Annotated in this window: 25 protein-coding genes; 11 read left to right on the top strand and 14 right to left on the bottom strand. The window is 61.1% G+C overall.

Annotated features, from left to right (window positions below; translation table 11 throughout):
- The 4 genes from AB3X94_RS12735 to AB3X94_RS12750 all read right to left on the bottom strand — a co-directional run.
- On the bottom strand, nucleotides 1-840 hold an 840-nt coding region (locus AB3X94_RS12735), incomplete at its 3' end, for a cytochrome P450 (protein ID WP_368611713.1).
- 39 nt (nucleotides 841-879) lie between these two features.
- Complete coding sequence (locus AB3X94_RS12740) at nucleotides 880-1,200, bottom strand: 2Fe-2S iron-sulfur cluster-binding protein (RefSeq protein ID WP_368611714.1); 321 nt, start codon at nucleotides 1,198-1,200, stop codon at nucleotides 880-882.
- 50 nt (nucleotides 1,201-1,250) lie between these two features.
- On the bottom strand, nucleotides 1,251-2,057 hold the full coding sequence (locus tag AB3X94_RS12745; protein ID WP_368611715.1) for an SDR family NAD(P)-dependent oxidoreductase: 807 nt from the start codon (nucleotides 2,055-2,057) through the stop codon (nucleotides 1,251-1,253).
- Nucleotides 2,058-2,168: 111 nt separating this feature from the next.
- Nucleotides 2,169-2,972: an SDR family NAD(P)-dependent oxidoreductase gene (locus tag AB3X94_RS12750; protein WP_368611716.1), complete on the bottom strand. Its 804-nt coding sequence runs from the start codon at nucleotides 2,970-2,972 to the stop codon at nucleotides 2,169-2,171.
- Between the two features lie 777 nt (nucleotides 2,973-3,749).
- Here AB3X94_RS12750 and AB3X94_RS12755 point away from each other — a divergent pair.
- From AB3X94_RS12755 to AB3X94_RS12765, 3 genes are all read left to right on the top strand, one after another.
- The gene (locus tag AB3X94_RS12755) at nucleotides 3,750-4,442 is read left to right on the top strand and encodes a phosphotransferase (protein WP_368611717.1); all 693 of its coding nucleotides are present in this window, start codon (nucleotides 3,750-3,752) and stop codon (nucleotides 4,440-4,442) included.
- A gap of 96 nt (nucleotides 4,443-4,538) precedes the next feature.
- Nucleotides 4,539-5,492, top strand: coding sequence for a spirocyclase AveC family protein (locus AB3X94_RS12760; RefSeq protein ID WP_368611718.1), 954 nt, complete (start codon nucleotides 4,539-4,541; stop codon nucleotides 5,490-5,492).
- A 45-nt stretch (nucleotides 5,493-5,537) separates the two neighbouring features.
- Nucleotides 5,538-6,410, top strand: coding sequence for an enoyl-CoA hydratase/isomerase family protein (locus AB3X94_RS12765; RefSeq protein WP_368611719.1), 873 nt, complete (start codon nucleotides 5,538-5,540; stop codon nucleotides 6,408-6,410).
- 15 nt (nucleotides 6,411-6,425) lie between these two features.
- Here AB3X94_RS12765 and AB3X94_RS12770 read toward each other — a convergent pair whose 3' ends face one another.
- From AB3X94_RS12770 to AB3X94_RS12790, 5 genes are all read right to left on the bottom strand, one after another.
- Entirely contained in the window at nucleotides 6,426-8,009 is a 1,584-nt protein-coding gene (locus AB3X94_RS12770; protein WP_368611720.1) for an AMP-binding protein, read from the bottom strand.
- Complete coding sequence (locus AB3X94_RS12775; protein WP_176111412.1) at nucleotides 8,006-8,854, bottom strand: alpha/beta fold hydrolase; 849 nt, start codon at nucleotides 8,852-8,854, stop codon at nucleotides 8,006-8,008. Before AB3X94_RS12775 ends, AB3X94_RS12770 begins: the two co-directional genes overlap by 4 nt.
- A gap of 39 nt (nucleotides 8,855-8,893) precedes the next feature.
- Nucleotides 8,894-9,811 carry an NmrA/HSCARG family protein gene (locus tag AB3X94_RS12780; protein WP_176111411.1) on the bottom strand — a complete coding sequence of 306 codons (918 nt, stop codon included), beginning with the start codon at nucleotides 9,809-9,811 and terminating at the stop codon, nucleotides 8,894-8,896.
- Between the two features lie 240 nt (nucleotides 9,812-10,051).
- The gene (locus AB3X94_RS12785) at nucleotides 10,052-11,035 is read right to left on the bottom strand and encodes a phytanoyl-CoA dioxygenase family protein (protein WP_176111410.1); all 984 of its coding nucleotides are present in this window, start codon (nucleotides 11,033-11,035) and stop codon (nucleotides 10,052-10,054) included.
- A 39-nt stretch (nucleotides 11,036-11,074) separates the two neighbouring features.
- A complete protein-coding gene (locus AB3X94_RS12790; protein ID WP_368611721.1) occupies nucleotides 11,075-11,503 on the bottom strand; it encodes a carboxymuconolactone decarboxylase family protein in 429 nt (142 codons plus the stop codon).
- 201 nt (nucleotides 11,504-11,704) lie between these two features.
- Here AB3X94_RS12790 and AB3X94_RS12795 point away from each other — a divergent pair, with 201 nt between their 5' ends.
- Entirely contained in the window at nucleotides 11,705-12,658 is a 954-nt protein-coding gene (locus tag AB3X94_RS12795) for a GlxA family transcriptional regulator (protein ID WP_176111408.1), read from the top strand.
- Nucleotides 12,659-12,671: 13 nt separating this feature from the next.
- Here the strand turns inward: AB3X94_RS12795 and AB3X94_RS12800 are convergent, their stop codons facing one another.
- Nucleotides 12,672-13,652, bottom strand: a complete 981-nt coding sequence (locus tag AB3X94_RS12800) for a LysR family transcriptional regulator (protein WP_176111407.1) — start codon at nucleotides 13,650-13,652, stop codon at nucleotides 12,672-12,674.
- A 222-nt stretch (nucleotides 13,653-13,874) separates the two neighbouring features.
- On the opposite strand from AB3X94_RS12800, the gene AB3X94_RS12805 reads away from it, so the two are divergent.
- On the top strand, nucleotides 13,875-15,344 hold the full coding sequence (locus AB3X94_RS12805; RefSeq protein ID WP_368611722.1) for an aldehyde dehydrogenase: 1,470 nt from the start codon (nucleotides 13,875-13,877) through the stop codon (nucleotides 15,342-15,344).
- Entirely contained in the window at nucleotides 15,341-16,936 is a 1,596-nt protein-coding gene (locus AB3X94_RS12810; RefSeq protein ID WP_368611723.1) for a GMC family oxidoreductase, read from the top strand. Before AB3X94_RS12805 ends, AB3X94_RS12810 begins: the two co-directional genes overlap by 4 nt.
- A 185-nt stretch (nucleotides 16,937-17,121) precedes the next feature.
- On the opposite strand, the gene AB3X94_RS12815 is transcribed toward AB3X94_RS12810, so the two are convergent.
- Nucleotides 17,122-18,714: a methyl-accepting chemotaxis protein gene (locus tag AB3X94_RS12815; protein ID WP_368611724.1), complete on the bottom strand. Its 1,593-nt coding sequence runs from the start codon at nucleotides 18,712-18,714 to the stop codon at nucleotides 17,122-17,124.
- 232 nt (nucleotides 18,715-18,946) lie between these two features.
- Between AB3X94_RS12815 and AB3X94_RS12820 the strand changes: the two genes are divergently transcribed.
- The 4 genes from AB3X94_RS12820 (at nucleotide 18,947) to AB3X94_RS12835 (ending at nucleotide 22,043) form a co-directional block, all read left to right on the top strand.
- Nucleotides 18,947-19,846: a LysR family transcriptional regulator gene (locus tag AB3X94_RS12820; protein ID WP_176111404.1), complete on the top strand. Its 900-nt coding sequence runs from the start codon at nucleotides 18,947-18,949 to the stop codon at nucleotides 19,844-19,846.
- Between the two features lie 130 nt (nucleotides 19,847-19,976).
- A complete protein-coding gene (locus AB3X94_RS12825; RefSeq protein ID WP_018436029.1) occupies nucleotides 19,977-20,762 on the top strand; it encodes an SDR family NAD(P)-dependent oxidoreductase in 786 nt (261 codons plus the stop codon).
- 412 nt (nucleotides 20,763-21,174) lie between these two features.
- Entirely contained in the window at nucleotides 21,175-21,489 is a 315-nt protein-coding gene (locus tag AB3X94_RS12830) for a hypothetical protein (RefSeq protein ID WP_368611725.1), read from the top strand.
- 11 nt (nucleotides 21,490-21,500) lie between these two features.
- Nucleotides 21,501-22,043 (top strand): nuclear transport factor 2 family protein, encoded by a 543-nt coding sequence (locus AB3X94_RS12835; RefSeq protein WP_176111402.1) that lies wholly within the window; start codon nucleotides 21,501-21,503, stop codon nucleotides 22,041-22,043.
- 91 nt (nucleotides 22,044-22,134) lie between these two features.
- Here the strand turns inward: AB3X94_RS12835 and folE are convergent, their stop codons facing one another.
- On the bottom strand, nucleotides 22,135-22,770 hold the full coding sequence (gene folE / locus AB3X94_RS12840) for a GTP cyclohydrolase I FolE (protein WP_176111401.1): 636 nt from the start codon (nucleotides 22,768-22,770) through the stop codon (nucleotides 22,135-22,137).
- Between the two features lie 190 nt (nucleotides 22,771-22,960).
- Between folE and AB3X94_RS12845 the strand changes: the two genes are divergently transcribed.
- Nucleotides 22,961-23,938, top strand: a complete 978-nt coding sequence (locus AB3X94_RS12845) for an NAD(P)H-dependent flavin oxidoreductase (RefSeq protein WP_368611726.1) — start codon at nucleotides 22,961-22,963, stop codon at nucleotides 23,936-23,938.
- 75 nt (nucleotides 23,939-24,013) lie between these two features.
- On the opposite strand, the gene AB3X94_RS12850 is transcribed toward AB3X94_RS12845, so the two are convergent.
- Both AB3X94_RS12850 and bktB read right to left on the bottom strand, forming a co-directional pair.
- Nucleotides 24,014-25,681: an MBL fold metallo-hydrolase gene (locus AB3X94_RS12850; protein ID WP_368611727.1), complete on the bottom strand. Its 1,668-nt coding sequence runs from the start codon at nucleotides 25,679-25,681 to the stop codon at nucleotides 24,014-24,016.
- Nucleotides 25,682-25,721: 40 nt separating this feature from the next.
- Nucleotides 25,722-26,903, bottom strand: a complete 1,182-nt coding sequence (bktB, locus tag AB3X94_RS12855) for a beta-ketothiolase BktB (protein ID WP_176121373.1) — start codon at nucleotides 26,901-26,903, stop codon at nucleotides 25,722-25,724.
- Nucleotides 26,904-26,906 lie beyond the last annotated feature (3 nt).

A 26,906-nucleotide genomic window follows, 5' to 3' on the forward strand; every position in this document is an offset into this window, starting at 1 on the left:
TTCCTCGACCGCGTTCCCCGCCAGCTCCGGGTGTTCCGCCAGCTGACGACGATGCGCGGGATGACGAGCGAGATAGAGCACCGCAAAGCCCATGGTGGACGCGACAGTGTCGAGTCCGCCAAAGATGACGTTGACCATCATGCCGCGGATCTCTTGCTCCGTGAGGGGCCTGCCGAATACGGTTCCATTCACTATCGCGCTGATCAGGTCCGTACCCGGCTCTTTCTGGCGCTCACGAATGATGCTCTCCAGGTAGCCGAACAGCATGCGCTGCGACCATTCGCGACGCTCGGGATCGTTGGCGCGAACGCTCGCCTCGGTCCACGCAAGCAGATCGTCCAGATCGGTGAGCGGGAGGTTCACGAGCCGCATGAAGATCGTGATGGGAAACTTCATCGCGAAGTCGGCCATGAATTCGCATCGGCCTCTTTCCCGGAAGCTTTCGATCAACGAGACAGCCAGTTCACGGATCTCGCCTTCCATGTCGCGTATCACTTTCGGCGCGAAAAAGCGGTTGATCAGTGCGCGATAGTCGGCATGCTCAGGCGGATCGGCCGAGAGCGGCAAGATCTGCATTGTTGTACTAGCGGGCAGCGTAATTTCGCGCATGGAGAACGGATCGTGATTGCGCTGCGCGAATTCGATGTCTTCCGCTCGCGTGAGAATCCAGTGACCGCCGTTGTACGGCGTCCAGATGATGTCCGGACCATCGTGCAGACGTTTCCAGGCGCCGACGATGTCGGCTTCGCCGCCGGGAGGCTTGCTGAAATCCCAATCCACCACGAGTTCAGGAGGAACATGGTCGGGAACTGGAACGAGTGGGACCGCGCTATGAGACATGTGTGTTCTCCGCGAACAGGTTTTTCGTCGTGGGTTTCGTCAGGTTTGCGAAGCGGGTAGCCGGACGACTAACCCATCGAGATCGTTGGTCAATTGAATCTGGCAACCGAGTCGGCTGTTGTTGTTGGTATCGATGGCGCCGCCCAGCATGTCGAGTTCCGCGTGTTTTGCAGGCGGAATCTTTGCGGTCCACATATCATCGACGTAGCAATGGCAAGTCGCGCAATTGCAATAGCCCCCGCAGTCCGCGAGGATGCCGGGCACCGAATTGTCGATTGCTGCTTGCATCAACGACTGTCCGGCAATCGCATCGACGATATGCTCGGTGTTGTCGCGCTCGATAAACGTAATCTTTGGCATTTCAGTGTCCTAATGTTTTGCAGCCGTGCGAGCCACGCAGTGGCATTTACCTAGCTAACCGCGAAGCCGCCGTCCGCGGCGATGATCTGTCCAGTAACATAGCTAGCGGCAGGGCTTGCGAGGAAGAACACGCTTTGGGCGACCTCGATCGGGGCGGCCATCCGTCCCATCGGAACTCGGCCTGCACCAACGATTGGTCCTCGAATCTTGAAGGTCGCGCTGATGTTCTTGCCGCCTTCGCTGGCCATGCCGCCTGGGAGGATCGAGTTGACGCGGATGCCATCGGCTGCGAACTCGCTGGCGAGTGATCGCGTGATGCTGTCAACGCCAGCCTTCGCAGCGTCGTAATGGGCATTGACGCCCCACAGCGTGGGTCGAAGTGCGCCAACGGAGGAAATGTTGACGATCGAGCCACCGCCGCCCTTTGCCTTCATACGCGTGATAGCCTCGCGGCAACACAGAAACGTGCCCCGCAGTGTGACGTCCTGCATCTGGTCCCATTGCTCGACGGACATTTCAAAGAATTCGGCTTTCGAACGGTGCGCGGCGTTATTGATCAGAATGTCCACACCGCCGAACTTTGCATCGACGGCGGCGAAGAGTGCCTTGACGGATGCTTCGTCGGCAACGTCGACTTTGCATGGAATCGCGATGCCGCCGTTGGCTTCGATCTCTGCTGCTGTTGCGCAAGCGGCATCCGGGTTCAGATCGGCGATCACGACATTGGCGCCGGCCTCGGCAAGCAGTCGCCCGGTCTCGCGGCCGAGACCTTGCGCAGAGCCGGTAATAACGGCGGTCTTGCCCGTGAGATTGAAAATCTGCGCGAGGCGCGCGCCGATCTGCGTTTCACTAAACATGGAATGCTCCGGTTTGATTGATCGATGAAGGTCGGGCTATTCGGTTCGCTTCAGTCGTCGTAGTGCCACGGTGAACCGCCGACCCAGGATTCGCGGCAGCCGCCGACGTCTTCAGCTAATCAGAAATCCGCCGTCGAGCGTAATCGATTGGCCCGTCATATAGCGGCCCGATGGCCCCGCGAGATACAGCACCGCGGCGGCGATATCGGCGGGGTCGCCCCATCCGAGCGGCAGACGTCGCTCAGCATCCGTACCGGGTCCCGTGAGCTGTCCTGTCTTAAGGCGCGTCTGCATATCCGGATGAAACTGAACCTTGCCGGGCACCGCACCGGGCAGCACGCAGTTGACGAGAATCCGGTCGCGGGCATAGTCAAGCGCTGCGGACCGCACTAACCCCGCGACGCCGGCGCGCGCGGCGCCATAAGCGCCGTTGCCATTGAGCACGGCATGCGTGGCGCCCATGGTGGTGACGTTCACGATGCGTCCACCCCGGCCTGCGGCGAGCATGTGCTTGATCGCTTCTCGCATGCAAAAGAACACAGACTTCAGGTCGATCGCCATGACTTCGTCCCAGGCGGCTTCGGAGAACTCTGTAAGCGGGCCGTTATTGGTCATCGCCGCGCAATTGACTACGATGTCCGGGCTGCCCCAGGCGGCTTTGACCTGGTCGAATAAGGCAATCACCGAGGCTTCGCGTTCCACGTCCGTCTCAATGGCAATTGCCTCGCCGCCCGCCGAATGGATTTTGTCGACGACCGGTTGCATATGCGCCGGACTGTGATCCGCGACTACCACTCGTGCGCCGGCCGCGGCCAGCACCGGCGCAATATCGATGCTGGAATTGCGTCCCTTGTCGGTAACGACCGCGATTTTTCCGCTAATGCCGAATAGCCGTTCAAGCACGGTCGTGGTCATCGAGTGTTCTCCTGTGAGGCTCGGTTTAGGCCTTTTTATGAATTCTAGCCACAACACCCGACAGAAGATGGTTACCGGCTGGAACGATTAGAGTGAAGAAATTTCACTAATTCAGCGCACTCGCGATCCGTGGCAATGAAGCCGGCTCGGCGCGGTGTTAGCAGACGAGTTTGAAGTGTTGCGCAGGAAAGCGTACGTCGTTCTAAAAAAGAAACGAAAATGCCAGCCGGGATTTCCCTCGTTGCGAGCCTTCAGACGTGCCGCGCAACATGCGCGTGGACGATGTCGAGCACGAACGCACACGGAACTCACAGGAGCGCGTCAAGATGAGTGTTGCGAAGAAAAGCCTCGCCCTGACGGAATCACACGGGCCACAGTCAGACACCGGCGGGCTTCCGTTGCAGGTCGAGGAAATCACACCTTCATGGCTGACCTCGGCGCTCGCCCAGAGCCATGAGGGCGTAGCGATTGAATCGCTGGCCATAGACGACGTGATGTACGGCACGGCTACCAAAGTCAGGGTGCGTCTCGCTTACAACGCAAGAGGACGCGAGCTTGGCATGCCGGAGTCTCTGATCGTCAAGGGCGGCTTCGTTCCCGAGTATCGCGATCTGAACGCCTACATATACGAATACGAGGCGAGATTCTTCAAGGAAGTCCATCCGTGCTTACTTGCGAATGTGCCTGCCTGCTTCTATGCAGAGACGGAACAGTCGAAGCGGGCAGTCAATCGTGATCCTCGAGGATCTACGTTCTCGGCAAGTGGAATTCTGTCGCGTGCAGCGGCCGCTGACGTTTGCGCAGGCGGCGGCAAATCTGGATGCCCAGGCGCGGTGGCATGCGCAGTTCTGGCAATCGCCTGCGCTCGAGAACAGTGGCGAACTGGGCTGGCTCGCCGCGCAGGACCCGCTGCCCGACGGCGAGGCGGGCACGTATCACTGGGGCCAACTGAAACCGGATGTGTTCGCCAGCTATACACAGTTGCCGCGCGGCGCTGCAGTGCCTAAGCGGTTTCATGATCGTGACTGGATGGAGCAGGCGCTCCTCGATCTGCGTGCCTTCGACCGGATCGGGCCGATGACGTTTCTTCACGGCGACGTACACCTCGGCAACCTCTATTTCGACCGCGACGGCACGCCCGGCTTTCTTGACTGGCAGTCGTATCGACGCGGACCGTGGGCCCATGACGTCACGTACTTCCTGATATCGGCACTCGATATCGCGGATCGGCCGCGATGGGAGCGTGAGTTGCTCGAATACTATCTCGAGCGGCTTGCCTTTCACGGCGTGGACAAGCCGCCGTCATTTGAAAGCGCGCTGGATGCTTACCGGCGCCACATCGTCTATGGGCTGTTCTTCTGGCTTGTGAATCCCGTGGAATGGCAGGCGGAAGTCAACAATTGCGCAGTTGCGCCTCGGTTCGCGATGGCGGCGCTCGATCACGAGATTCACGACCTCATGGGCCGATAACCTGCGTATGCGCTTGACGTAGCCACATCGGTAGGAGTACATTTTTGCGATCGACATTCACATACGTGAATTACGGCGTGATGAAGGAGGCAACGCATGTCGGAAATGGTCGCCCCGCGCAGCAGCACAACCTGGCATAGGGTGTATGCGTGGGCAGCGCTCGGTGCGCTTTTCGCTTTTGCACAAATCCGCGCCTATGTGGCGTGGATTCGTTCAGAGGACTTCCGCCCCGTGGAATTGGGCGCGGATCCGATTCCAGAGTCCGTGAAAGCGACGATCGACCATTACCAGTGGGTCAGCGTGCTGATCCTGATTCCAGTAGCGATCTGGTATGTCTACGGAATCGTCAAGAGTCGCCACATCGACGCGGTGCGTTTGATGATGATCGGCTGGCTCTCAGCATATTGGCTTGATCCGTGGTTGGACTTTCTTCGACCGATGTTCACCTATAACGCCCATGCGCTGAACTTCGGCTGCTGGTGCCGTTTCATTCCGTTCTGGCAATCGTCGCATGCTCGCATCGCCGAGCCGATTCTGATCAACGCACCAAGCTACTTCTATACCTTCACGGGCACCGCCGTGGTGGCGTTGTGGGCGATGCGTGCGACCCGCAAGCGTTGGCCTCGTGCCGGCAACATGCGACTCGCGCTCGCGGGCTTCGCCGTGATCTGGATGACAATGGGCTTGCTCGACATCGCCGCCAGCCGGTTCATGGGGTTCGACGCGTGGCCAGGTGCGTTCCAGAGCGCTTCTTTCTGGGGTGGTCACTACTACCAGTTTCCGGTCTATGAGTTTTTGCTGTTTCCGTCTGCTTTCGTGGCGTCGGCCTTCCTTCTGCTGAGCGTCGACAAGAACGGACATACGGCCATCGAGCGAGGCGTCGATCGTATCGACTGTCATCCAGCGGTTCGCACGGCGCTTCGGGTGTTGGCTTTCATCGCGTTTTGCAACGTACTGAATCTGGCCTACACGACCGCGATGGGTGTGCACGCGGTGTACGCCGATCCGTGGCCAGCAGACATGCCCAGCTGGCTTGCGAACAGCCGCTAGCCACACATTACCGGCCTCGTCAAACGCTACAGCCAACCACAGATGATGCATTGCCAGCCGCAGCGCTTCGCCGACGTAACGTATCGTGTAGAAGACGACATCGCTATCGTCACGATGGACCATCCACCGGTCAACGGTCTAGGGCTGAGGCTCCGCCGTGGGCTCGTCGCCGCGTTCGACGCAGCCCAACGCGATGCGCTTGCTCGCGCGATCGTGCTTACCGGCAGTGGACGCGGCTTTTCGGCGGGAGGCGACATTCGCGAATTCGGCACTTCTGCTGCAACGGCTGCGCCAGCGTTGTCGATGCATGTTCATCCGGTGATCGAGGCGAGCGACAAGCCTGTTGTAGCCGCTATCCACGGGTTCGCAATTGGTGGCGGCCTGGAAACCGCGCTGGTGTGCCACTATCGTGTGGTCGCGGACAGTGCGCAGATCGGTCTGCCCGAATGCAAGCTCGGCGTGATCCCTCTTTCCGGCACGCAGCGTTTGCCGCGCGTGCTGGGCCTCGCAAAGTCGATCGATTTCATTCTTGGCGCTCAGATCGTGCGCGCAGGAACGTTCCGCGGCACCGGGTTATTCGACCGGATCGTTGAGGGCGATGAGGAGCACCTGTTGCGCGTTGCGATAGAACTGGCGCGTGAGAAGTTAGGGAGCACGTCATTGCCGTTGATTCGCCGGCTGCCGTTGCCCGATTGCGATTCGGTTTCCGTGGTTGCCGAGGCGCGCTCACGCCTCAGCTGTAGCGAAGCGGTAAAAAGCGAGTGTCTGAATGCCATCGCCGCCGCGGCCGAATCGGCCGATTTCGATGCGGGTATGGCCGCGGCGCGTGCGATCTATGACCGGCTTATTTCGTCCGATGAGGTGTCAAGGCAGCGAGATCGGTTTTTTAAGTCTCGCCACGACGGCCCCGCTGGATAAGCATCGACCGACCCACTATTGCGCCACAAGCTGCTTGCGCAAATCGCCTTTTTTCACCTTTCCCGAAGCCGTACGCGGCAGTTCCGAAACCACGCGAAGGTGTTCCGGCGTCTTTTGCTTCGCCACCCCCGCGGCGACAAAGTGGGTCTGGACTGCGCTCAGATCGAGCGAGGTGTGTTCGTGCAAGACGACGACCGCACAGACTCTTTCGCCATATCGCGCGTCTGGCTGCGCGACGACGGCGACATCGCGCACGGCCGGGTGCGTGGCAAGCACTCGCTCTACTTCGAGCGACGAGATATTTTCTCCCCCGCGAATGACGATGTCTTTCTTGCGATCCGTGATGGTCAGGCAGCCGCTTTCGTCGACGCGGCCGATATCGCCGGTCCGGAACCAGCCATCGAGCGTGAACGCGGCCGCATTGAGTGCCGGATCGGTGTAGCCGACAAACAACTCCGGTCCCTTGATCAGAATCTCACCGTCGCGTCCCGTAGGCAGGTCGCTGTCCAACTCGTCGACGACGCGCACCTGCGAGCCGGGTTGAATGCGGCCGTCCGTGCAGGCCCGGATATCAAAGGGAGAATCGGCCCATCCGACGCTCACTGTCGAATGCTCGGTCAGCCCGTAAGCGCGGGTTCCGGCGAATCCGGCCTGATCGGCGATCGCGACGTGCTCTGGCGTGACTCCCGTGCCGCCCAGGCCGTAAGACACGAGGGACGCCAAACTGCGCCCGTCGCGGCGAGCGGCTTCCAGGAGTCCCTGGAGATGGAACGGTGTGCCGCCAGAAAGGCGCACGCGGTACTCATCGACCAGTCGCGCGGCAAGTGAGGCGTCCCATCGGTCCATAAACACCATCTCGGTGCCGGTTATGAACGGACGCAACAGGAAATTGAAGCCTGCAATATGACCAGCAGGGAAGGGCGTCATATACGGCCCTGGCCCGTCGATGAATGGAATCTGCCACTCTGCGCCTACGGTGCGATGAGAGTGCTGCACCCCTTTCGGGGAGGCTGTCGTTCCGGACGTGTACAGCAGCAGGCAGATGTCTTCCGACGTTGGCAGGTCGACAGGGCGCTGATCATGCGTTGTCGCGGCGAGTCGTTGCAGCGCGTCAAATGTGATGCCGTTCGAGGGTGCCCGATCGCCAACGACGATAACGCGCTCGAGGTCAGGCGTGTTGCCAAGCGCGGCGACACGCTCCAGATAGTCGGTGCCGGACCAGAAGTCGGGCACGCAAAGAAATCGGGCGCGCGATTGTCGAAGGATGAAGCCGACTTCGGCGGGACCGTAGATGTGCACGATTGGCACGAGCACCGCACCGATCTCGAGTGCAGCCAGATACAGCAGCGCAGTTTCACGCCGGGTGGGCAGTTGTATCGCGATCACATCGCCTCGACGCAGGCCGATGGCTCTCAGCGCCCGGCCTATCTCTTTCGCGTCGTGCAGCAGGGACCGGGTGGTGCAAGTGTAGGCACCGCCCTGGGTATGAAAATGCAGCGCAGTGGCGCCGTGCTTTTCGACCGCGTGCGCAATCAGGGCCGCGAGAGGCAGCTCGGTCGACCACGGCGTTGTCATCGGATCGCGCATGTCGGGGTTCATGCCAGCAATGCTCGTAGCAGGCTCACCAGCGCGAGTGGCTGGTCAAGCATCATGTGATGGCCTGCGCGTGGCATCGTGATGGGGCCCTTCGCGCCGGGAATCGCATCCACGATGCGGCGAGCGCGATCGGCGCTGACCACGCTGCTGCACTCGGCGTGAACGTAGCTGACGGGTACTGTGATGCGATTCAGCAGGTCTTCCTCGCCTTCGACCGGCTGGAGAGCGCGCAGCTTCGGGTCGAAGCGCCATACCCAGCCGTCAGCGGTTCGACGAAGCGATGTTTGCGCGAGATGCTCGAGCAGCCACAGCTCGCAATCTTGTTCAGGGATGAGTCGAAACCGACTGACGGCGGTATGCCAGTCCGGATAGGGGCGTGGCGGCGGCCGTCTTTCCACCGCAGGCAAGTTGTCGTCGCGTAGCATGAAATACGAATCGAGCACGATTGCATGCGAGAGACGATCGGGAAAGGTCGCGCACGCCTGAAGCAGACGCGATCCGCCAAAGCTGTGGCCGACCACGACGCACGGGCCAGAGCCGATTGCATCCACGACGGCGACGAGGTCGCGCACGAAAATGTCGGCGCTGTATTCCTGCCTGTAGGCACTGTCGCCCATGCCGCTGAAATCCAGCGCGAAAACGCGAAAGCGATCGGTGAAGAACGGCGCAATGAAGTCCCACCAGTGCGCGTGCCCGAGAAAGCCGTGCGCGAAGACGAGGGGCGGCTTAGCTGTGTCTGCGGCATTCCACGAGACATAGTGCACGGTAACCCCGCTGCCTTCGGTGAAGTGGGATCGACGCGGCTGCGTCATCGCGCCATCGAACCATGAGGGTGCACGGTCATTCATCGTGGATTTTCCATTGCCTGAGGATTGCTTCGCAACGACCTATGCGAGTGGGATGCGCTGTCGATTCGCATCGATCCAGTCCACCATCGGAGTAAGCTGGACACCACGTTCGGAAAGCGCATCGAGATCGACGCGATACCCGACCGCGTTGATCCATTCCTGTGCATTCACCCATCCCGGTAAGAGTCCATTTGCTCTGGCTTCATCCGGTGAGACGTGCGAAACGCTGATCTGTACACCCATTACGTTGGCGAGGCGCTGCGCGACTTCGGCCATCGTGAGCTTTTCGGACGCCAGCGGCACGGTGTGACCGTGCCAGCGTTGCGGATCGGTTAGCGCGCTGGTCGCGAGCGCGCCCACGTCGTCGGCGGCAATCCAGTCGAGTCGTGCGTCGGGTAGTAATGCGGTGAGCAACAGGCCTTCGCGTAGGTGCGGAAACATCGCGGCTGCTTTCGGCTCAGCCAGATTGTCCATCATGAATGCGGGTTGCAAGACCGTCCACGATTCGAAACCCGCCGAGCGAACGGCCTCTTCGACGTCCCATTTGTCCGTCCAGTATTTTCGGTTCCAACGCTTGTCGTTCCAGCCGGGAAACGTCTCGTGATTGCCCGCCTGCGCCACCGAGGTATGAACGAACTGCGCGACGCCCGCGTTACGTGCTGCGTTGATGAGCGCAAAGCCTTGGCGGCGTTCGCTGTCGCTGCGATCAAAATCAGGAAGGAGAACGGAGAAGACGGAACCGACGCCCTCCAGCGCTTTTTCGAGGGACTCGCTGTCGTCCAGATCTCCGTGGAGCGCCTGCGCATTCATTTCGACAAGTGCACGCGCAGCCGGCGAGTCTGGATTTCGCGTGAGGAAACGCACCTTGCGCCCAGCCGCAACGAGATGCCGAGCCGTGGCACCGCCTTGCATGCCAGTGGCGCCGATGACGAGTACCGCGTCGGATGAATCGATCATGACTTGTCCCGTGGTCGAACGATACGCAGGTCAGGCGTGTCATGCCTGGACGGTTCGCGCGCGATGCCGCTGATCCCGGTGACAGTGATTGCAGATGCGCGGCCTCGTGCTCCGAAGCACGCGTTCTGATATTAGCACGATGTTCAATTAATGTGGGAGCGGAGCTTGAGCCGATGCTTCAGAAAGGTAAAGCGTGTGGCGGCGTGAAGACGAACCTCGTCTTCACGCCTGATGCGACGATCAGTGCTGCGGCCGCAGCGTTTGAACGAGGCCGCCTTCATGCGCAACGATCACTTCGCAGCCCGGCTGATAAACGTCGGCGATTTCGTCTCCGCGCAGACGGTTGCCCTGGAAACCGCGCAGATAGCTCGTCTCGTCGAGTCGCAGCACATGTTCGCCATGCGCGTCGCGCACGACGATCTGGCCCGATGCGATCGACGTCAGCGTCCCCACATACGGCAGGCGCGGCTCGAACGGGAAACTTCCGCCGTGCGGCAGAATGCGCGTGTCGAGAGAAAGACGAAAACGGTCCGAATGATTGCTGAGGCCGGAGTGCGGCGTGCGTCGACTCATCAACAGGACGTCGCCCAAGCGGTAGTTCGTGCGGCGCCATGCGTCTTCGGGCACGCTAGCGAGATCGATCGGGATGATCTTGTCGCCGTCTTTCCTGTGCAGACACGGAAGCTTGTGCAATCCTTCCGCTACGGCCAGCCCGCCAACTTGCGCATCGATATCGCTGAGTGGAATCCAGCAGATGATGAAATCGAGCCGGTCGCTGTAGATGGCATCTTCATGAATGAAGTCGAAGCGCGTGCGGCTTTTGTCGATAGCGGGCGGCGACGTGCGGTATTCGGTGAACGGCACCCAGTAAAGCGGTACGCCGAACAGCCGCTGAAAGAACGCACGAATCGCCGGGTCTTCCATCACAGTGCGTGCGGCACGCTGTTCATTCATCGCCTTCACAGGAAAGAAGCTGAAGTTTTCGCGTTCTTTGCCGGTCCATCGCACGTCTCGATCGTTACGGTCCACGAAGCCGTGGCTGTCGAGGTGGTCAACCAGCAGACCGCGCATGCGCTCCAGCGGCTCATGGTCCAGAACGTCGCGGAAAAACAGGTAGCCGTCTTCGTTCCATCGTGCTTGCAGCGCGGCGTGATCGCCGATCAGGTCGTTGGAAACGTTGAATTCGCGCATTGCCGGCACGATATCCACGATTGGTGTGCTCATAAATTGTCTCCTTAGATCGCGGGGCGCACCGATGGCGCCTTACAGCAATCCGCGCTCTTCCGAAGTGCGGGTGGTGGTGTCGATGCCCAGTTCCCGCAGCGTCTCGAGAACGGCCGTGGTAGAGGAGGCGACGGCAGGAAAGCCGACATACGGGAGCGCCTGAATGAGTACACCTTCGAGTTCGCGTGCGCTCAGACCGTTGCGCACGGCAATGCGGACGTGGTTCTTCAGTTCGAGTGTCTGCCGGTTGGCGATGAGGATGCCCAGCGTGACGAGGCTGCGCTGCTTGCGCTCGAGTTTGTCGTCGCCCCAAACATCCGCGAACGCGTAGTTGACGGCAAGGCGCGAAATGTCGGATCCGAAGCCGGTGGACTCGCTCGCGGCGCGCAAGCCGGCTGCCTTGTCTTCCCCCATGATTTCGCCGAATACCTTTAAACCGTAGGCAAGCTTTTCTTCGAGGTTCTTCATTTCTGTCTCCTGTTTAACCGCGACGGCGCGGCTATTGGCAGCGGATGCGATTCCGCGTTCCCCGCCGTTCTGGTGGCCGGCGATAGCAACGATGATGCGTGCTAAGATCGCGGCGAAAGAGGATCAAAATCTGCATATTGGGGGATCGAAATTCGCAAGCCCGCCGCTCCGACTGAACCGGTAAAAGACGTTGCCGCGCTCGTGCTGCCAGGCAGCTATCTATCGAGCGTCGGCGCGCTCGTAGACGGATTCGCGCTGATCGCACGACACATATTCGGGCAGTTCGCTCCTCCCTACCGGCACACGATGAAGACGCAGGTGCGTCTTCTCGGCGCCAACGGAAACGGCCTGGAGTTCGCCGGCGGGCGAAGGATGGAGAGTGACGGGAACCTGCTCGGCGACACCGAGTACCGCATCGTCTATGTCCCGGCTTTTGCGGTCGCCAGTGAAGAGGCGCTCGTTACGCTCCTCGATCACGCGGAGCCCGTGACGGACTGGTTGCGCTGGCAGCGTGCGCGGGGAGCCGTATTGGCAGCGAGCGGCACGGCAGGGGCGCTGCTCGCGCAGGCGGGCTTGCTCGACGGTGGCCCGGCAGCGGTCCCGCGAGTGCTCAGAAGCCTGTTCCGGTCGCGCTTTCCAAAGGTGCGCGTGGACCCGGGTTCCACGATCGCCGAGCATGACGGCGTGCACACTTGCAGCGTGCCGGCAAGCGAGTGGCAACTCGTGGCCCGTCTGGTCGATCGTGCGATATCGCCGCACACCGCTCAATGGCTCGCATCGACGACCGGCACCGACGGCGAGCGCGAGGAAGGCCGCCTGACGAGCGACGATCCGCTCGTGAGCAGCGCGCAATTCTGGCTCGCGCAGCGTTTCGCTCAGGACTTCAAGATCAGCGAGCTGGCGGACCTCCTCGCCGTCAGTCATGCCACGTTGCTGCGGCGCTTTACACGTAGCCTGGGCGTGACGCCGCGTGCCTATGCGAGTTCACTGCGCATCGAGTCTGCCAAGAGGATGCTGCGCAACACGCAGATCTCCATCGAGCAGATCGCCGTCATGGTGGGCTATTCGGACGTGCGCGCATTTCGCAACATCTTTCGCAAGCACGTTTCGACGAGTCCTTCCGCGTATCGGCGGCGCGGCACCGACCGCGAGTGAAGGCGGCCGGCGCTCAGGCCGAATATCTGTCGAGTTCCGCTTTGCCGAAATCGGTTGTCCGAAAGCGTTCGAGCAGGTAGTCCACGAAAACCCTGACTTTCGCGGGCAGATACTGGCGGTGGGGATAGTGCACGTAAATGCGTGGTCCCGCACCCTCCGCCTCGTCTCCGCGCACCCTGTAGTCGGGAAGCACGATCTTGAGCGCTCCGGAGTGCAGATACGGCAGCACCACAGGCACCGAGGACGGCGTGATGCCGGCGCCGCTGAGAGCGGCGATCAGGCTTGTATCCGGCTGACCCGCGACGGTGAGACGGCCGCGGGGATGATGGATGAACGCCTTTTCCCCGCGATTGGCTCGTTTTCGCGTACCGCCGGGCAAGCGTTCGAGATGAAGCGCCGCGAGCCCAAAAGGCATCCGGATGCCGATGAAGTCATGTTCGGCCAGTTGATCCGGCGATTGCGGCACCCCCTTGCGTTCGAGGTAGTCCTGACTCGCGACCAATACGATTGGGTAGTCACACAGCGGACGGGAGACATGGTTGGTTCCTCGTCCGCGCGCATGCTGAATGCTCACGTCGACACCGTCATTGACCAGACTTGGCGCAACCTCGTCATAGCTGATGTCGATTTCGACGAGCGGGTAGCGTTGCAGAAACTCCGCGATCACCGGAGTGAGGCAATGCCTCCCGAACGTGGGCGTCACCGAAACCTTGATCACCCCCTCCGGATGCTCAGGGCTGCGCCGCACATCCGCGACGGCTTCGTCGAGTTGACTCAACAACGGCGCCACGCGTTGAAAGAACTGCCGCCCTTCGCTCGTCAGACTGAGCTTGCGGGTGGTCCGGTTGAAGAGGCGCACGCCCAGTTCACGCTCCAGAGCGGCAATGCTCTTGCTGACGGCAGGCGGTGTGACCTGGAGCCGGGTGGCCGCTGCGATGAAGCTGCCGCAACGGACGGCCTGAACGAAAGGCTGCAGGTTTCGGATTTCGGGCATCGTCAATTAATGAAAGAAAGTCACTCTAGATGTTCCGTTCGGTAAGCAGTGTAAAGCATGGGCCATCGCTAGAATCGAATTTATCAGAGCCGGCTCGCGTCGCGCGCCAGCCGGCCAGGAGAACATTCAGGAGACGACACGACCGACCGCGACGACGCGCCCGGCGTCTGTTCCTGCACGCCTCTTCTGCCTCCAGAAGTCAAACGCTCAATGGAACAGCACATGTCACTTTCCCCCGCGCACCAACACCCGCTCGACGTCCCCGGCCGACTCTTTATCGGCGGCGCATTTGTCGAAGGTGATGGCGACGCCATCGAGCACGTCAACCCTTCGACGGGTCGTCCTCAGGCCGTTGTGCGCCTGGCTAGCGCGAGCGACATCGACCGCGCCGTCAAGGCGGCCAAGGCGGCCCAACGCGTATGGACGGAGATGGGGCCGCGCGCGAGGACACGATGCTTCAGGCGCCTCGGCGAGCTGCTCGAAGCGAACCAGCAGCAGTTGGCATTTCTCGGTGCCAGGGAGTCCGGCATTCCAGTGGGACTGCCGCTGATGGACATGGCGCTGGGTTGGGTCGATCACTACATGGGCTGGATCGACAAGATCGAGGGTTCGTATGGCGAGTCTTATCCGGCGCCAGGCTTCAATTACACCCGGCGAGAGCCTTATGGTGTGGTGGGCGTCATCATTCCCTGGAACGGTCCGCTGATGGCGACCTGCATGATGGCGCTGCCGGCAATCGCGGCCGGCAATGGCGTCGTTCTGAAGCCGCCAGCGCTTGCGCCTTTCGTCGCGCTGCGAATTGCTGAACTCGCTCATCAGGCCGGCTTGCCAGCGGGCCTGTTCAATGTGGTGCCCGGCGAGGCCGAGGCTGGCGAGGCGCTCGTGGCTCACCCCGACGTCGCCAAGGTCACGTTCACGGGCGGCGAAGGCGTCGCACGGCGTGTGATGGCGACAGCGGCGGCATGTCTGAAGCCGGTCGCGTTGGAACTGGGCGGCAAGTCCGCCAATCTCGTCTTCGAAGACGCCGATCTCGACGCCGCAGTGATGCAGGCGGTATATGGCGCATTGGGGCTGAGCGGGCAGGGTTGCGTGAACCCGACCCGTTTGCTCGTGCACCGATCCCGCTACGACGAAATGGTGGCGCGCGCCGCGGCGGTGGCTGCCAGCATGAAGATAGGTGATCCCTTCGATTCCGGCACTATCGCCGGACCGGTGATATGCCAGTCGGCTTGCGATCGTATCCTCGGCATCATTGCGCAAGCGCGACGCGACGCCAAGCTGGTTGCGGGCGGCGAGCGATTGGGCGGCGAACTGGCCGACGGCTTCTTCATCCAGCCGACCGTGTTTGCCGATGTGCAGCCCGGAAGTGCGCTGGAACAGAACGAGGTGTTCGGTCCCGTGTTGTCGATCACTCCCTTTGCCGATGACGCAGAGGCGCTGGCGATCGCCAACGGTACGCGTTACGGGCTCGGTGCCTATCTGCACACCAATGATCTCGACCGGGCGCACGCATTCGCCGAGCGCCTCGACGCGGGCTACGTGAACATCAACGGCTTCGCCTCGATGGCACCAGGTGCGCCGTTCGGCGGATACCGTCAAAGCGGCTTCGGCAGGGTGGGTGGCTGGGCCGGTATGGAGGAGTATCTGCAGCTCAAGAACGTCTTCGTTGCGCGCAGAGAAGGCAAGCGATGAGCGAAAGCGTTTTCGACTATATCGTGATCGGCGGCGGTTCGGCTGGGTGCGTCATTGCGGCGAGATTGAGCGAAAATCCTTCGACACGCGTGTTGCTGCTGGAGGCAGGAAGTGAGGGAAAGGGATTTCTCTTCGACATGCCAGCCGGCAGTTTCGCGCTGATGGGCAATCCCAAGGCGGACTGGATTTATCCGACCGCGCCCGATCTCTCCGCCGGTGCGCGCGTGACGACATGGGCAGCGGGAAAGGCGCTAGGTGGAAGCAGCAGCATCAATGGGATGGTTTATATCCGTGGCCAGCGTGGAGATTACGACGCGTGGCGGGACAGCGGGTGCCCGGGCTGGGGATTCGACGATCTGCTTCCGTATTTCCGCAAGTCCGAGAATTTCACCGGTCCCGCGTCCCCGGCGCATGGCTCTGATGGTCCGCTGAGCGTCTCGCCGCCGCGCGTACTGCATCCATTGGCTCACACCTTTCTCGAGGCTGCGGGGCATTGCGGCATGCCAGCGCGTGCGGAGTATTGCGCAGGCGACGTGCATGGATCATTTATCGTCTATGGCACGACCCGGAAGGGCAAACGCTGCAGCGCTCGCAAGGCCTACCTCGAACCTGCGCTAGATCGGCCCAATCTCACTGTCACGACTGGCGCGGTCGTAGACCACGTGCTCTTCCAAGAACGGAGGGCGATTGGTGTGAAGGTGATTGTCGCAGGAGAGAGGCGCACTTTTACCGCTCGCCGCGAAGTTGTGCTGAGTGCGGGAACGATCGCTTCGCCCGGCGTGTTGTTGCGATCCGGCATCGGCGCTGGTGCTGATCTGTCCGCGATGGGTGTTGAAATCGTCGCCGATCTGCCCGGCGTCGGCCGTAATGTGCAGGAACATTGCGGGGTTTCCCAGAGCCGACTGACCGACGTGCCGACGTACAACACAATGGTGGGTCCTCTGCGTCTCGCGGGACATCTGCTGAAGTATGCAACGGTAAAGAGAGGGATTCTGACCTCGATAGCCGTCCACGCGATGGCCTACGCGCGCAGCGCACCCGAACTGACCGAGCCGGACATTGCGATGAGCTTCTTGCCGCTGGCGATAGCTTTCGTCGGCGGACATCCCGCGCTCGCGAAGCAGGCAGGCGTGACGATCGGCTCGCAGGTGCTGAGACCCCACGGCCGCGGACGGATCCGCCTGAAGGATCTCGATCCGTACTCGAAGCCGGTCATCGAGCATGCGTTGCTTGGTGATCCACGCGATCTTGCGTTGACCATCAAGGGCAGCCGTCTTGTGAGCGAGGTGTTCGCCGCAACCCCGCTGGCGAGACACGTGATCGGCGATCATGAACCTGCGTCGTTGCCTGAAAGCGATAGTGCGTGGGAGACGTACGTGCGCCAACGCGTGGGCATCGGCTACCACCCTGTAGGCAGTTGCCGGATGGGAGCCGACGACATGGCCGTAGTCGACACCCGGTTGCGTGTTCGCGGTGTCGAGCGGCTACGCGTGGTCGACGCTTCCGTCATGCCGAACATCATTTCGGGCAACACGAACGCCGCGACGATCGCCGTGGCCGAGAAGGCGGCGGAGATGATTATCGCGGGTTGACCTCTGCGACGATTTGCCTGATCTGGAGCGCGCGAATGAGCATTTGCAAAGTTGTGTTAGTACACGGCGGTCATTTTGCAGCGGATTGCTGGACTGCGGTTGTAGCTATGACGTCGGAGATCAGGATGGTGTTATTGAATAGCCGGGACGCTGAAGACATCGTCCAGACATCTACCATTACGGCTTTACGCGGCAGTTCCGTTCAGCAGCGCGTTTCGTTCGTCGCGGGAAAGCGTGAAAAGGCACAGCATTTCGGCGAGTCGCTGGGTCTGCTGCTTCATGCTATCGGCTGCGGCCGTGTGCTGCTGAACGAGCGTTGAGTTCACCTGCGTCATGCGGTCCAATTGTTCTACCGCAACGCTGACCTGACTGACTCCGGCCGACTGCTCTCGCGATGCCTCCGCGATCTGGCTGACCAGATTGGTTACGCCTCGAACTTGCGCGACGATGTCGGCAATCGTCTTGCCTGCCGAATCGACCAGCTTCGATCCTCCTTCGACCGTTTCGACGCTTTGCGTGATCAACGCCTTGATTTCCTTTGCGGCCTGCGCGCTGCGTTGAGCGAGATTCCGGACCTCGCCCGCTACCACGGCGAACCCACGTCCGTCTTCGCCGGCTCTCGCGGCTTCGACCGCGGCGTTCAGGGCCAGAATGTTGGTCTGGAAAGCAATGGCATCGATGACGGAGATGATGTCCGAAATCTTGCTGCTCGACTGCGTGATTCTCTCCATCGTCGAGATGACCTGATCTACTACTCGTCCCCCATCTTCGGCCGCCTGGCTCGCGCGGGCGGCCAGACTACTCGCCTGTCTGGCTGCGTCGGCATTGTGACCCACCGTCGAGTTGATCTGCTCCATTGAAGCAGCCGTCTCTTCCAGACTGCTGGCCTGCGTTTCCGTTCGTCCGGAAAGCTCGAACGTGCCCGCGGCAATATCGTTCGTTGCCTGTTGCATGGTCTTTACGCCATTACGGACGTCGAGCACGGTGGCACGCATGTTGATACTGACCTGATTCAGCGTTCGGAGCACATCACCGATTTCATCGCTTCGAACGCTGTGGCACGTGGCGCTCAGATCGCCCGCGGCAATCTTCATCGCAGTTCGCGCGGCTTCCTGCAACGGGGCGGCGATGACGCGAGACAGGAACACGCCCGCAGCGGAGGTCAGCAGAATCAAGGCGACGAGTTCGCTCCAGAAAGAGAACGAGGAAAGCCCCTCGGCGCAGCTCGCCAGTCCGAGTATGTCCACCAGGGCGAGCACGCCGAGGACACCCCAGATGTAGCGCTTCAGACCAACCGAGCGAATCCGACCGGCGGCCTTGCCAAAAATGCCGCGGCGCACGATGCGCCCTTGCTCCCATCCGAGCTTTCCGTCATTGTCAGAGCGAAAACGTCGATACAGTGCTTCGGTCTGCTCGATCTCACCATGAACCGGCTTGCTGAGAACCATCAGGGAGCCGATGTATCGTCCGTGCGAAACGAGTGGCGCCATGTTCAAACGGCACCACACGAGGGTGCCACGCTTGCAGGCGAGCTTGATCAGTCCGCTCCAGGGCTTGCCCTGCCTAACAGCCGCTCCGAGGTCGGCCAGTACCGGTTGAGGAACGTCGCGTATGCGGTCCGCTCCCTGCGTAGCCTGGAGTTCCTGCAGCGAAAAGCCCGTGACGCGTTGATAAACCGGGTTCGTATAGACCACCTGAGATTGCACGCCTACGCAGCAGACCATCAGCTCATGGTCCTGTAGCTCGTAATCGCGATTCGTATTGTCCTGTTGCCCCATATCTGTCCAAGCTCACCTGAGCTGCCTTTGATTATTATTCGTATTGTGGAACGACATTCGAAAATGTATGTGGATCGATGCTTGACGTCAAGCTGGGGAGCACCCGATATGTCGTGGGGGCCCGCGTTCACCAAGCCGCGTTCAACAATTTGACCAGGGTTCGTCCGCAGTGCCCCGCAACGGGACAAAGGCGATATGCTGGCGGCACCCGATATCAAAGTCATATCAGCTCATGGAATTGCGGCATCTCAGACATTTCGTTGCGGTTGCGGAGACCCAGCACTTTGGCCGTGCGGCTGCGCGACTGGGCATGGCGCAGCCGCCGCTCAGCCAGTCGATCATGCGGCTGGAGGAGCAGCTTGGTATCAAACTGCTCGAACGCACACCGCGAGGCGTTTCGCTCACGCCCGCCGGAGCCGCGTTGCTCGCGGAAGCGAAGCCACTGATCGCGCAAGCCGAGCTGGCCGAGCGGCGCGTGCGGCAAGCCGCCGACGAACTGGCGAGTTTGAGCGTCGCGTTCGTGCCGATGTGCGCGGTTCGAATCATGCCGCTAGCCATTCAGGGGCTCCGCAAGCAATGGCCCGGTGTCGACGTCCGGTTGATCGAGCGCGGCAGTGCTTTGACCGTCGCCAGCGTGAAAAACGGCAGCATTGACCTGGGCGTGGTGGTCACCAGCGCCGCGGACGTCTCGGGTTTGGAAAGCGTGGTCATCGAGCGCCTGCGTGTGGTCGCCGCGGTTCCGGCGAAGTGGCCGGTGGCGACGCAGCGTTCGATTCGCATCGCGGATCTCGCGCGATATCCGCTCATCATGTTCCCTCAGCAGATGTCGCAGCCGCTCTTCGCCGCGTTCGAGGCAGCGCGCCGCGAGGCGGGGCTGTCGCCGCGCGTAACCCAGCAAGCGCGCCATCCTTATACGATGCTCAATCTCGTGGCTCACGAACTGGGTGTCGGCCTGATGCTGGACTCGGCGCGGTACTTGCCCGTGGAGGGGGTCGCCTACATCGACATCGAGGATGTTCCAGCTTCGGGCGAAACCGAAGTGTCGCTGGTGTGGGCGGATAGGCCTCACAAGCCCTACCATCGTTCGATGCTCGACATCATGCGTGAAATCGCGTCGTCGACTGCTACGTGATACCCACAGTAGCTGCTCCTTCCGTCATGCGGATCCTCGTTTATCTTGACACCTTCAAACGGGGCGTTTATTTTTCCGAATGACGTTCAGAAAATAACTTTGCTCGCGACGCGAGCCAAAAGGAGGAGCAGTGAGCACGAATGTGGCGAGTCTATTCAATCTCGATCAGAAAGTAGCGGTGGTGACAGGGGCAGGTTCGGGCATCGGACGTGAGACGGCCCTGCTGCTTGCGTCGGCCGGCGCGGCAGTGGTCGCGGCGGATCTGAACGAGGAAGCGGCGCAGCAGACGGTCAAACAAATCGAAAGCGCGTCAGGCAAGGCTATCGCGGTCAAAGTGGACATCGGCAATGAAGCGTCGATTCTCGCGATGTACGAAACCGTGCAGGCGAAGCTCGGGCGCCTCGATATTCTCGTCAACAACGCGGGTATCTATCCGAAGACGCAATTCGTCGAGACGTCGGCCGAGAAGTGGGACAAGGTGCTAGGCGTCAACCTGCGCGGCACCTTCCTGTGCATGCGCGAAGCGATCAAGCGGATGCAGGGTGCCAAAAACGGCGGTTCGATCATCAATATTTCGTCGGTGGCTTCGCTGCAGCCGGTGATTTTCGACAACGGCGACTACGGCGCATCGAAGGCGGGTGTCAACAACCTCACCAAGGTCGCAGCTCTCGAATTCGCACCACATGGAATTCGCGTGAACGCAGTGCTGCCCGGCGGCGTGGCAACGGAGGGCGCGGCCGCATCGACGAAGGTTCATCAGGCCCACGGGCCCATTACGCAGCCTGGCCGCATGCCGCTGGGCCGCATCGGTGTCGCCTCCGATATCGCGAGGGCTGTGCTGTTCTTCGCGTCGCCGGCATCGGACTATGTCACCGGACAGCTTCTCGCTGTCGACGGCGGCTTCCAGGTCTCCTGATTGCCCGTCCGCGTCTCATTGCCGACCCCGTTGCACACATGACCATGTGTGCAACGGCCGCTCGCGCATGCGATCCGGTCTATCCCTTCACGGCTAGTGAAAACACCGACGCCATTAATTGAACGACTTGTTGCATAACAGTTTTCCGTGACCTAGGATGTCTATCTAGAGGCGCCATGCAAGCGCCCGCCAGGCATAAGTCTGATCGGAGACATGCGATGTACTTTCTCGACAGCGATTTACGAGGTCCACTTGCGGACTACACGTTCGACTATCGTCGTCAGCGCGCTGAAAACGGCGCTCCCTCGTCGAACGAATCGGCTCGCGCAAGACAGCCGAATTGGGTGACGCGCGCGCTGGAAGCAATGGCGCCTGGTACTCTCGGCAAACCGCGCATGGGGGGCCGGACACGATGAAAACGCTGACTCGCGAGAGCGCACGAGAAGCGCGCAGAGTATGGCTGCCGCTCATTCTTCTGTCGATTTCGGCAGCAGCGGTCTGGCTGCTGCAACGTGACCTGCACATGGAAGAACTAGGTCGGTCCGCGCTGTTCGGCGTCGTGATGACGTTTGCCGTGCTTGGCTTGACGGCATTTGCGGGCATCATCGGATGTGCGATCGCGAGCCGTGCGCGAGCGCAGGAAACTGATTTGTCGACAGGCGAAGGCTATTGCTTCGTTGGCGCCGTGATTGGCGCGGTCGTCTTTTTTGTCGCCATGACCATCTAACGGTAAAAACGATGAATGAAGACTTGAACGCACGCGTGGAAGCGCTGTTGGACAAGCAGGACATACTCGAATGCGTGCACCGGTATTGTCGCGGGGTCGACCGCATGGACCGTGAGTTGACGCTGTCGGCATACCATCCGGGCGCCATCGATGATCACGGCGCATTCGTTGGAAATGCAGAGGAATTCGTCGACTGGGCTTTTGGATACCATACCGAGCATCAGTTGTCGCACCACCATATGGTGTTCAATCACAGCGTCGAATTGCAGGGCAATGAGGCACACGCGGAAACGTACTGGCTTTTCTTCGGAGAAAATCGCGTCAAGCCGGACACGCTGGCGGTGGGGCGCTATATCGACCGCTTCGAGAAGCGTGATGGTGTGTGGGCGATCGCGGCTCGTGTCTGCATCTCTGAAGCTATCAACGAACTCACGCCTGCAGAAGTACCTGCGGCATGGCGTGAAATCCTGATGAGCAACGGCGTTAGTTCAAGAAATCGTGAAGACGTTTCTTATGAACGGCCTCTAACGACGCGTCAACCCGCCGAGGTCTGAAACCGTACGCAAGCCTGTCACGACGCTTGCCGCGGATACGCCAATCGATTTGTCCAAAAAGCCAACGTCGGCTGGAAGCCGACGTTGGCTTTTAGCTATTGGGTAATGGAGTATTCGCACCGTGACCGACAATCGAGAGAAACTCGCGGCGCGTGGAAGGATCGTCGCGGAATGCGCCCAGCATTCGACTCGTCACCAGCGACGCGCCCGGCTTATGCACGCCCCGCGTGCTCATGCACTGATGTGCGGCTTCGAGAATGACGGCGACCCCCTTGGGTTGCAGCACGGTGTTCAACGCGTCGGCGATCTGAACGGTCATCTTCTCCTGGATCTGCAGACGCTTGGCATAGACATCTACGAGGCGCGCGAGTTTGGAAATGCCGACCACGCGATGCTCGGGCAAGTAGGCAACGTGCGCGCGTCCGATGATGGGTACCATATGATGTTCGCAGTAGCTTTCGAAGCGAATGTCCTTTAGCACCACCATCTCGTCATAGCCATCCACCTCGGAAAACGTGGTTGCCAGGATCTGCATTGGATCGGATTCGTAGCCCGAGAAGAACTCGCGGTATGCGCGCGCGACGCGTGCGGGTGTTTGAATGAGGCCTTCCCTTTCGGGGTTGTCGCCTGCCCATCGGATGAGCGTACGCACGGCTTCTTCCGCTTGATCCAGGGTCGGGAGAACCGACGCTTCCTCAGCGCTAATCTCGTTGTCTCGCTTGTTCATCAATTCTCCTGATCGTTCATGCCTCGTGCAATCACATGCGTGTCCGCGAGTGCAGCACATGAGCATCGGCAATGGAGAAGTGTATATAATTGCACGATGTTCGTAAATATAAACGAGTGACGCATTTCACACGCGACGCTCGACCGCTGCACGTTGACGAATCAGGATGCACTTACACAGGAATCAGCAGATGAAAACGCGCATTACAGAGTTGCTTGGGATTCGATACCCGATTGTTCAAGGGGGCATGATGTGGGTGGGCCGCGCGGAATTGGCCGCTGCTGTCTCGAACGCCGGTGCGCTCGGAACCATCACCGCTCTCACTCAGCCCACACCGGAGGCATTGCGCAACGAGATAGCTCGCGTTCGCTCGATGACGGATCAGCCATTCGCCGTGAACCTGACAATCCTGCCGACGATCAAACCGGTGCCGTACGACGAGTACGTGCAAGCGGTCGTGGAGAGCGGTGTGCAGATCGTCGAGACGGCGGGACGCAATCCCGAGTCATATATGCCGTCATTCAAGGCTGCGGGGATCAAGGTGATCCACAAGTGCACGTCGGTGCGTCACGCGCTGAAAGCCGAGGCGTTGGGGTGCGACGCCGTGAGCGTGGACGGATTCGAATGCGCCGGCCATCCCGGTGAGGACGACGTGCCGAATCTGGTCCTGTTGCCGGCCGCGGCCGCGAAGCTGCGCATCCCGATGATTGCCTCGGGTGGCATCGCCGATGCGCGCGGCATGGTCGCCGCACTCGCGCTCGGCGCGCATGGGATCAACATGGGAACGCGTTTCATGGCAACGCGGGAGGCGCCTATTCACGAGAACGTCAAGCGCAAGCTCGTAGAGCATGATGAGCGCAATACGGCATTGATCTTCCGCACGCTGAAGAACACGTCGCGTATCTTCAGGAATTCGGTAGCGGAGCGAGTGCTGGAACTGGAGCATAAAGAGGGTGCGACGTTTGCGGATCTCAAGCCGCTCGTCAGCGGGGAGCGCGGCAAGCGTATGTACGAGACGGGCGATACGGAAGATGGAACGTTCCCGGCCGGTCTGGCAATCGGGCTTATCGAAGATATTCCCACTTGTGCGGAACTCGTGAATCGGATGGTGGCTGAGGCGCGCGCACTCATTCATGACCGGCTGACCGCGCTCGTAGCAGAGAGCTGAAGTCGAAAGAAGACGGCAATCGAATGCGGCTGTCCGAGCTTGGGATTCCACGGGCGTGGACAGCCGATACGGGCATTACGAGCGCAAGCACGCGTGCGAGATCAGATGACGGTGTTCGTCGAGCCGTTCGAGATGAGCCAGCAGCGACCGGGAAGCGGCTGACCACAGTCTTTCGGGAACATCGGTGTAAGCAAGCCGCAGCCAATCGTCAATCGAACCGCTCGGCAGCGCCTTGACCGCGTCGGCGATCTTGGCTTCCCGGGCGAACCGGTGTGCCTTGAGGCGCGCGATCTGGTCACGCGCCCGGTCGAGCACGTACCCGTGTGCGGGGAGAATAAATTCGATCTCACGTTCGGTACAGATCGCGTCGAGTCGGTCTAGTGACGCAAGGTACGCCGTCATATTGCCGTCCGGAGGATCGATGATGGTCGTGCTGCCATTCAGAATGTGATCGCCGCTGAATAGCAGTCCGTCCTCCAGAAGGACCAGGCACACGTGGTTGCTTGCGTGCCCCGGCGTCGAGACCACGAGCAATCGATGCGTCTCTCCGTCATGCGCAAGCGTGAGCACCTCGCCGTCGAGCAATTCACGGTCGGGGGCGAAGTGATTGCTTGCCTTGGCGGCAGGTTCGGACGGCACGCCGAGGATGGGTGGCTTGTGCGGGCACATGGACTGCAGCGGCCTCGCTCCGGGCGCATGGTCCACGTGGGAGTGCGTGCAGACGATCATGCGAATGTCGCCGCCCGTTGCCGAGAAGATGCGTTGAAGGTGCGCCAGGTCGCCTGGTCCCGGATCGACGACGATGAAGCCAGTCGCCGCCGTGCCGACGATGTAGCTATTCGTGCCTGGACCGGTCATCAATCCGCCGTTCGTCGCGGTCAATCGCATCACGTTTCGCAGGAGTGGGATCGCTTCTGTGGATCGCCAATCGAGACAGTGGAGCACCTGGCCATCGGGGCACACGAGGCGCAGTTCGCCGTATGGGGTATCGCCTTCCATGCACCGCATGACACTGCCTGCTTTCATCCCACCACGCGGACAACTGCTCCAGAGTGACTTTTCCGCCCTACACGCGGCGAGCAGTGCATCAACCGAGTCGAACGAGCGAAGGCGCTCGAGCGTGCGCACCGTTGGGAAGATCATCGCGAAGTTGCCAGCGGCATGGCGTGCCAGCGCCTCGTCGGGACGGACCCACAAAGGTTCGAACTGCTCGGCGCCGTCCGCGACCGCGGTTTGATCGACCGGCATGCGCGCCACGAAAAACTGGACGTCAAAGCGCCGCGGCAGATCACGGTCGGTGATCCAATGAGCAAACGGATAAACGCAATCCGCAGCGAGCGTGAGCCCATGCTGCGAGCAATGGTCCTCGATCGCTGTTGCCCGCTCGAGCTTCGCAATATCGTGGTCGTCGACGAGCACACCGTCGTGTCGCCATGCCAGCAGCACGCCGAGTTCTTCGAATGTTTCCCGAATGGCAGCCACGGCCTGAACCGCCTGCGTATCGTCTTGCGTGGCGCGCCGTCGTGCGCTGCCGGCGATTCGTGCATCGGAGGAGTCGATCGCTCCGCCGGGAAAGACGAACGCGCCCGGCGCGAAGCTCGCCTGCGCCGACCGTCGTGTCATCAGCACTTCGATGGTTGGCGAACCTTCGTACAGCGCGTCGCGGACCAGGAGCATCGTCGCAGCGGGGCGTGGCGCCACCGGCTGTCGTTGTGCGTGAAGCAGTTGTTCGGGACGTACCACGTCTCTCCTTCTGGTTGAACGAATAACGCTGCGGAAAGCTTTAAATGCGCTCGAAGATGGCCGCGATGCCCTGGCCCCCGCCGATGCACATCGTCACGAGCGCATAGCGGCCGCCGCAACGATGCAACTCGTGAATGGCTTTGACCGCAATGACGGCGCCGGTCGCGCCAATCGGATGACCGAGCGAAATACCCGATCCGTTCGGGTTGACCTTCGCGCTGTCGAATTCCAGTTGCTTCGCCACCGCGCAAGCTTGCGCGGCGAAAGCCTCGTTCGCTTCGATCACATCGAGGTCGGCGACGGTCAAACCCGCGCGCTGCAGCGCCTTCCGTGTGGCAGGCACCGGACCAATGCCCATGAATTGCGGGTCGACGCCCGCGTGAGCCCAGGAGACCAGTCGCGCAAGAGGACGAAGGCCACGTTGTTCGGCGGTGCGGCGGGCCATCAGCAGGACAGCTGCGGCGCCGTCATTGAGACCGGACGCATTGCCGGGCGTGACCGTACCGTCTTTCTGGAACGCCGGGCGCAATTTGGCGAGATCGGCGAGGGTCGTGCCCGACCGCACATGCTCATCGGTATCGAAAGCGATTTCGCCTTTTTTCGTACGCAAGGCGACCGGCACGATCTGCTCGCGGAAGTTGCCGTCGTGAATGGCTTGCGCAGCGCGCCGGTGCGATTCGACGGCGAGCGAGTCCTGGTCGTCGCGCGTGATGCCGTACTTCTTCGCGACGTTCTCTGCGGTTACGCCCATATGGCAAGCGCTGAAGGGATCAGTCAACGCGCCGACCATCATGTCGATCAGACGGATGTCGCCCATGCGCGAACCCCAACGCGCGCCGGTCGCCACGTAGGCTGCGCGCGACATGCTTTCCGCACCTGCGCCGATCGCAATTTCGGTGTCGCCGTGCGCGATGGCCTGGGCGGCGGAGATGATTGCCTGGAGGCCGGAGCCGCACAGCCTGTTGAGCGTCAGCGCCGGTGCTTCGGCGCTGACGCCTCCTTCCATCGCGGCGACGCGCGCGAGATACATGTCGCGAGGCTCTGTATGGATCACGTTGCCGAACACCACATGACCCACATCTTCACCCGGCAGATTCGTACGCTCGAGCAGCGCGCGAACGACGGTTGCGCCGAGCGTCGTGGGCGGAACGCTCGATAGCGCGCCACCGAAATCTCCAATAGCGGTGCGAACGGCAGCGGTGACGACGACCTCATCCGACATGAT

The sequence above is a fragment of the Paraburkholderia sp. BR10923 genome, assembly GCF_040948765.1.
Taxonomy (GTDB): Bacteria; Pseudomonadota; Gammaproteobacteria; order Burkholderiales; family Burkholderiaceae; genus Paraburkholderia; species Paraburkholderia youngii.

Excerpts from the sequence above, each read along its gene's own strand:
- AB3X94_RS12740 (WP_368611714.1), bottom strand. The coding sequence starts at position 1,200 with ATGCCAAAGATTACGTTTATCGAGCGCGACAACACCGAGCATATCGTC.
- AB3X94_RS12745 (WP_368611715.1), bottom strand. The coding sequence starts at position 2,057 with ATGTTTAGTGAAACGCAGATCGGCGCGCGCCTCGCGCAGATTTTCAAT.
- AB3X94_RS12750 (WP_368611716.1), bottom strand. The coding sequence starts at position 2,972 with ATGACCACGACCGTGCTTGAACGGCTATTCGGCATTAGCGGAAAAATC.
- AB3X94_RS12760 (WP_368611718.1), top strand. The coding sequence starts at position 4,539 with ATGTCGGAAATGGTCGCCCCGCGCAGCAGCACAACCTGGCATAGGGTG.
- AB3X94_RS12765 (WP_368611719.1), top strand. The coding sequence starts at position 5,538 with ATGCATTGCCAGCCGCAGCGCTTCGCCGACGTAACGTATCGTGTAGAA.
- AB3X94_RS12770 (WP_368611720.1), bottom strand. The coding sequence starts at position 8,009 with ATGAACCCCGACATGCGCGATCCGATGACAACGCCGTGGTCGACCGAG.
- AB3X94_RS12775 (WP_176111412.1), bottom strand. The coding sequence starts at position 8,854 with ATGAATGACCGTGCACCCTCATGGTTCGATGGCGCGATGACGCAGCCG.
- AB3X94_RS12780 (WP_176111411.1), bottom strand. The coding sequence starts at position 9,811 with ATGATCGATTCATCCGACGCGGTACTCGTCATCGGCGCCACTGGCATG.
- AB3X94_RS12785 (WP_176111410.1), bottom strand. The coding sequence starts at position 11,035 with ATGAGCACACCAATCGTGGATATCGTGCCGGCAATGCGCGAATTCAAC.
- AB3X94_RS12790 (WP_368611721.1), bottom strand. The coding sequence starts at position 11,503 with ATGAAGAACCTCGAAGAAAAGCTTGCCTACGGTTTAAAGGTATTCGGC.
- AB3X94_RS12800 (WP_176111407.1), bottom strand. The coding sequence starts at position 13,652 with ATGCCCGAAATCCGAAACCTGCAGCCTTTCGTTCAGGCCGTCCGTTGC.
- AB3X94_RS12805 (WP_368611722.1), top strand. The coding sequence starts at position 13,875 with ATGTCACTTTCCCCCGCGCACCAACACCCGCTCGACGTCCCCGGCCGA.
- AB3X94_RS12810 (WP_368611723.1), top strand. The coding sequence starts at position 15,341 with ATGAGCGAAAGCGTTTTCGACTATATCGTGATCGGCGGCGGTTCGGCT.
- AB3X94_RS12815 (WP_368611724.1), bottom strand. The coding sequence starts at position 18,714 with ATGGGGCAACAGGACAATACGAATCGCGATTACGAGCTACAGGACCAT.
- AB3X94_RS12820 (WP_176111404.1), top strand. The coding sequence starts at position 18,947 with ATGGAATTGCGGCATCTCAGACATTTCGTTGCGGTTGCGGAGACCCAG.
- AB3X94_RS12830 (WP_368611725.1), top strand. The coding sequence starts at position 21,175 with ATGAAAACGCTGACTCGCGAGAGCGCACGAGAAGCGCGCAGAGTATGG.
- AB3X94_RS12835 (WP_176111402.1), top strand. The coding sequence starts at position 21,501 with ATGAATGAAGACTTGAACGCACGCGTGGAAGCGCTGTTGGACAAGCAG.
- folE (WP_176111401.1), bottom strand. The coding sequence starts at position 22,770 with ATGAACAAGCGAGACAACGAGATTAGCGCTGAGGAAGCGTCGGTTCTC.
- AB3X94_RS12845 (WP_368611726.1), top strand. The coding sequence starts at position 22,961 with ATGAAAACGCGCATTACAGAGTTGCTTGGGATTCGATACCCGATTGTT.
- bktB (WP_176121373.1), bottom strand. The coding sequence starts at position 26,903 with ATGTCGGATGAGGTCGTCGTCACCGCTGCCGTTCGCACCGCTATTGGA.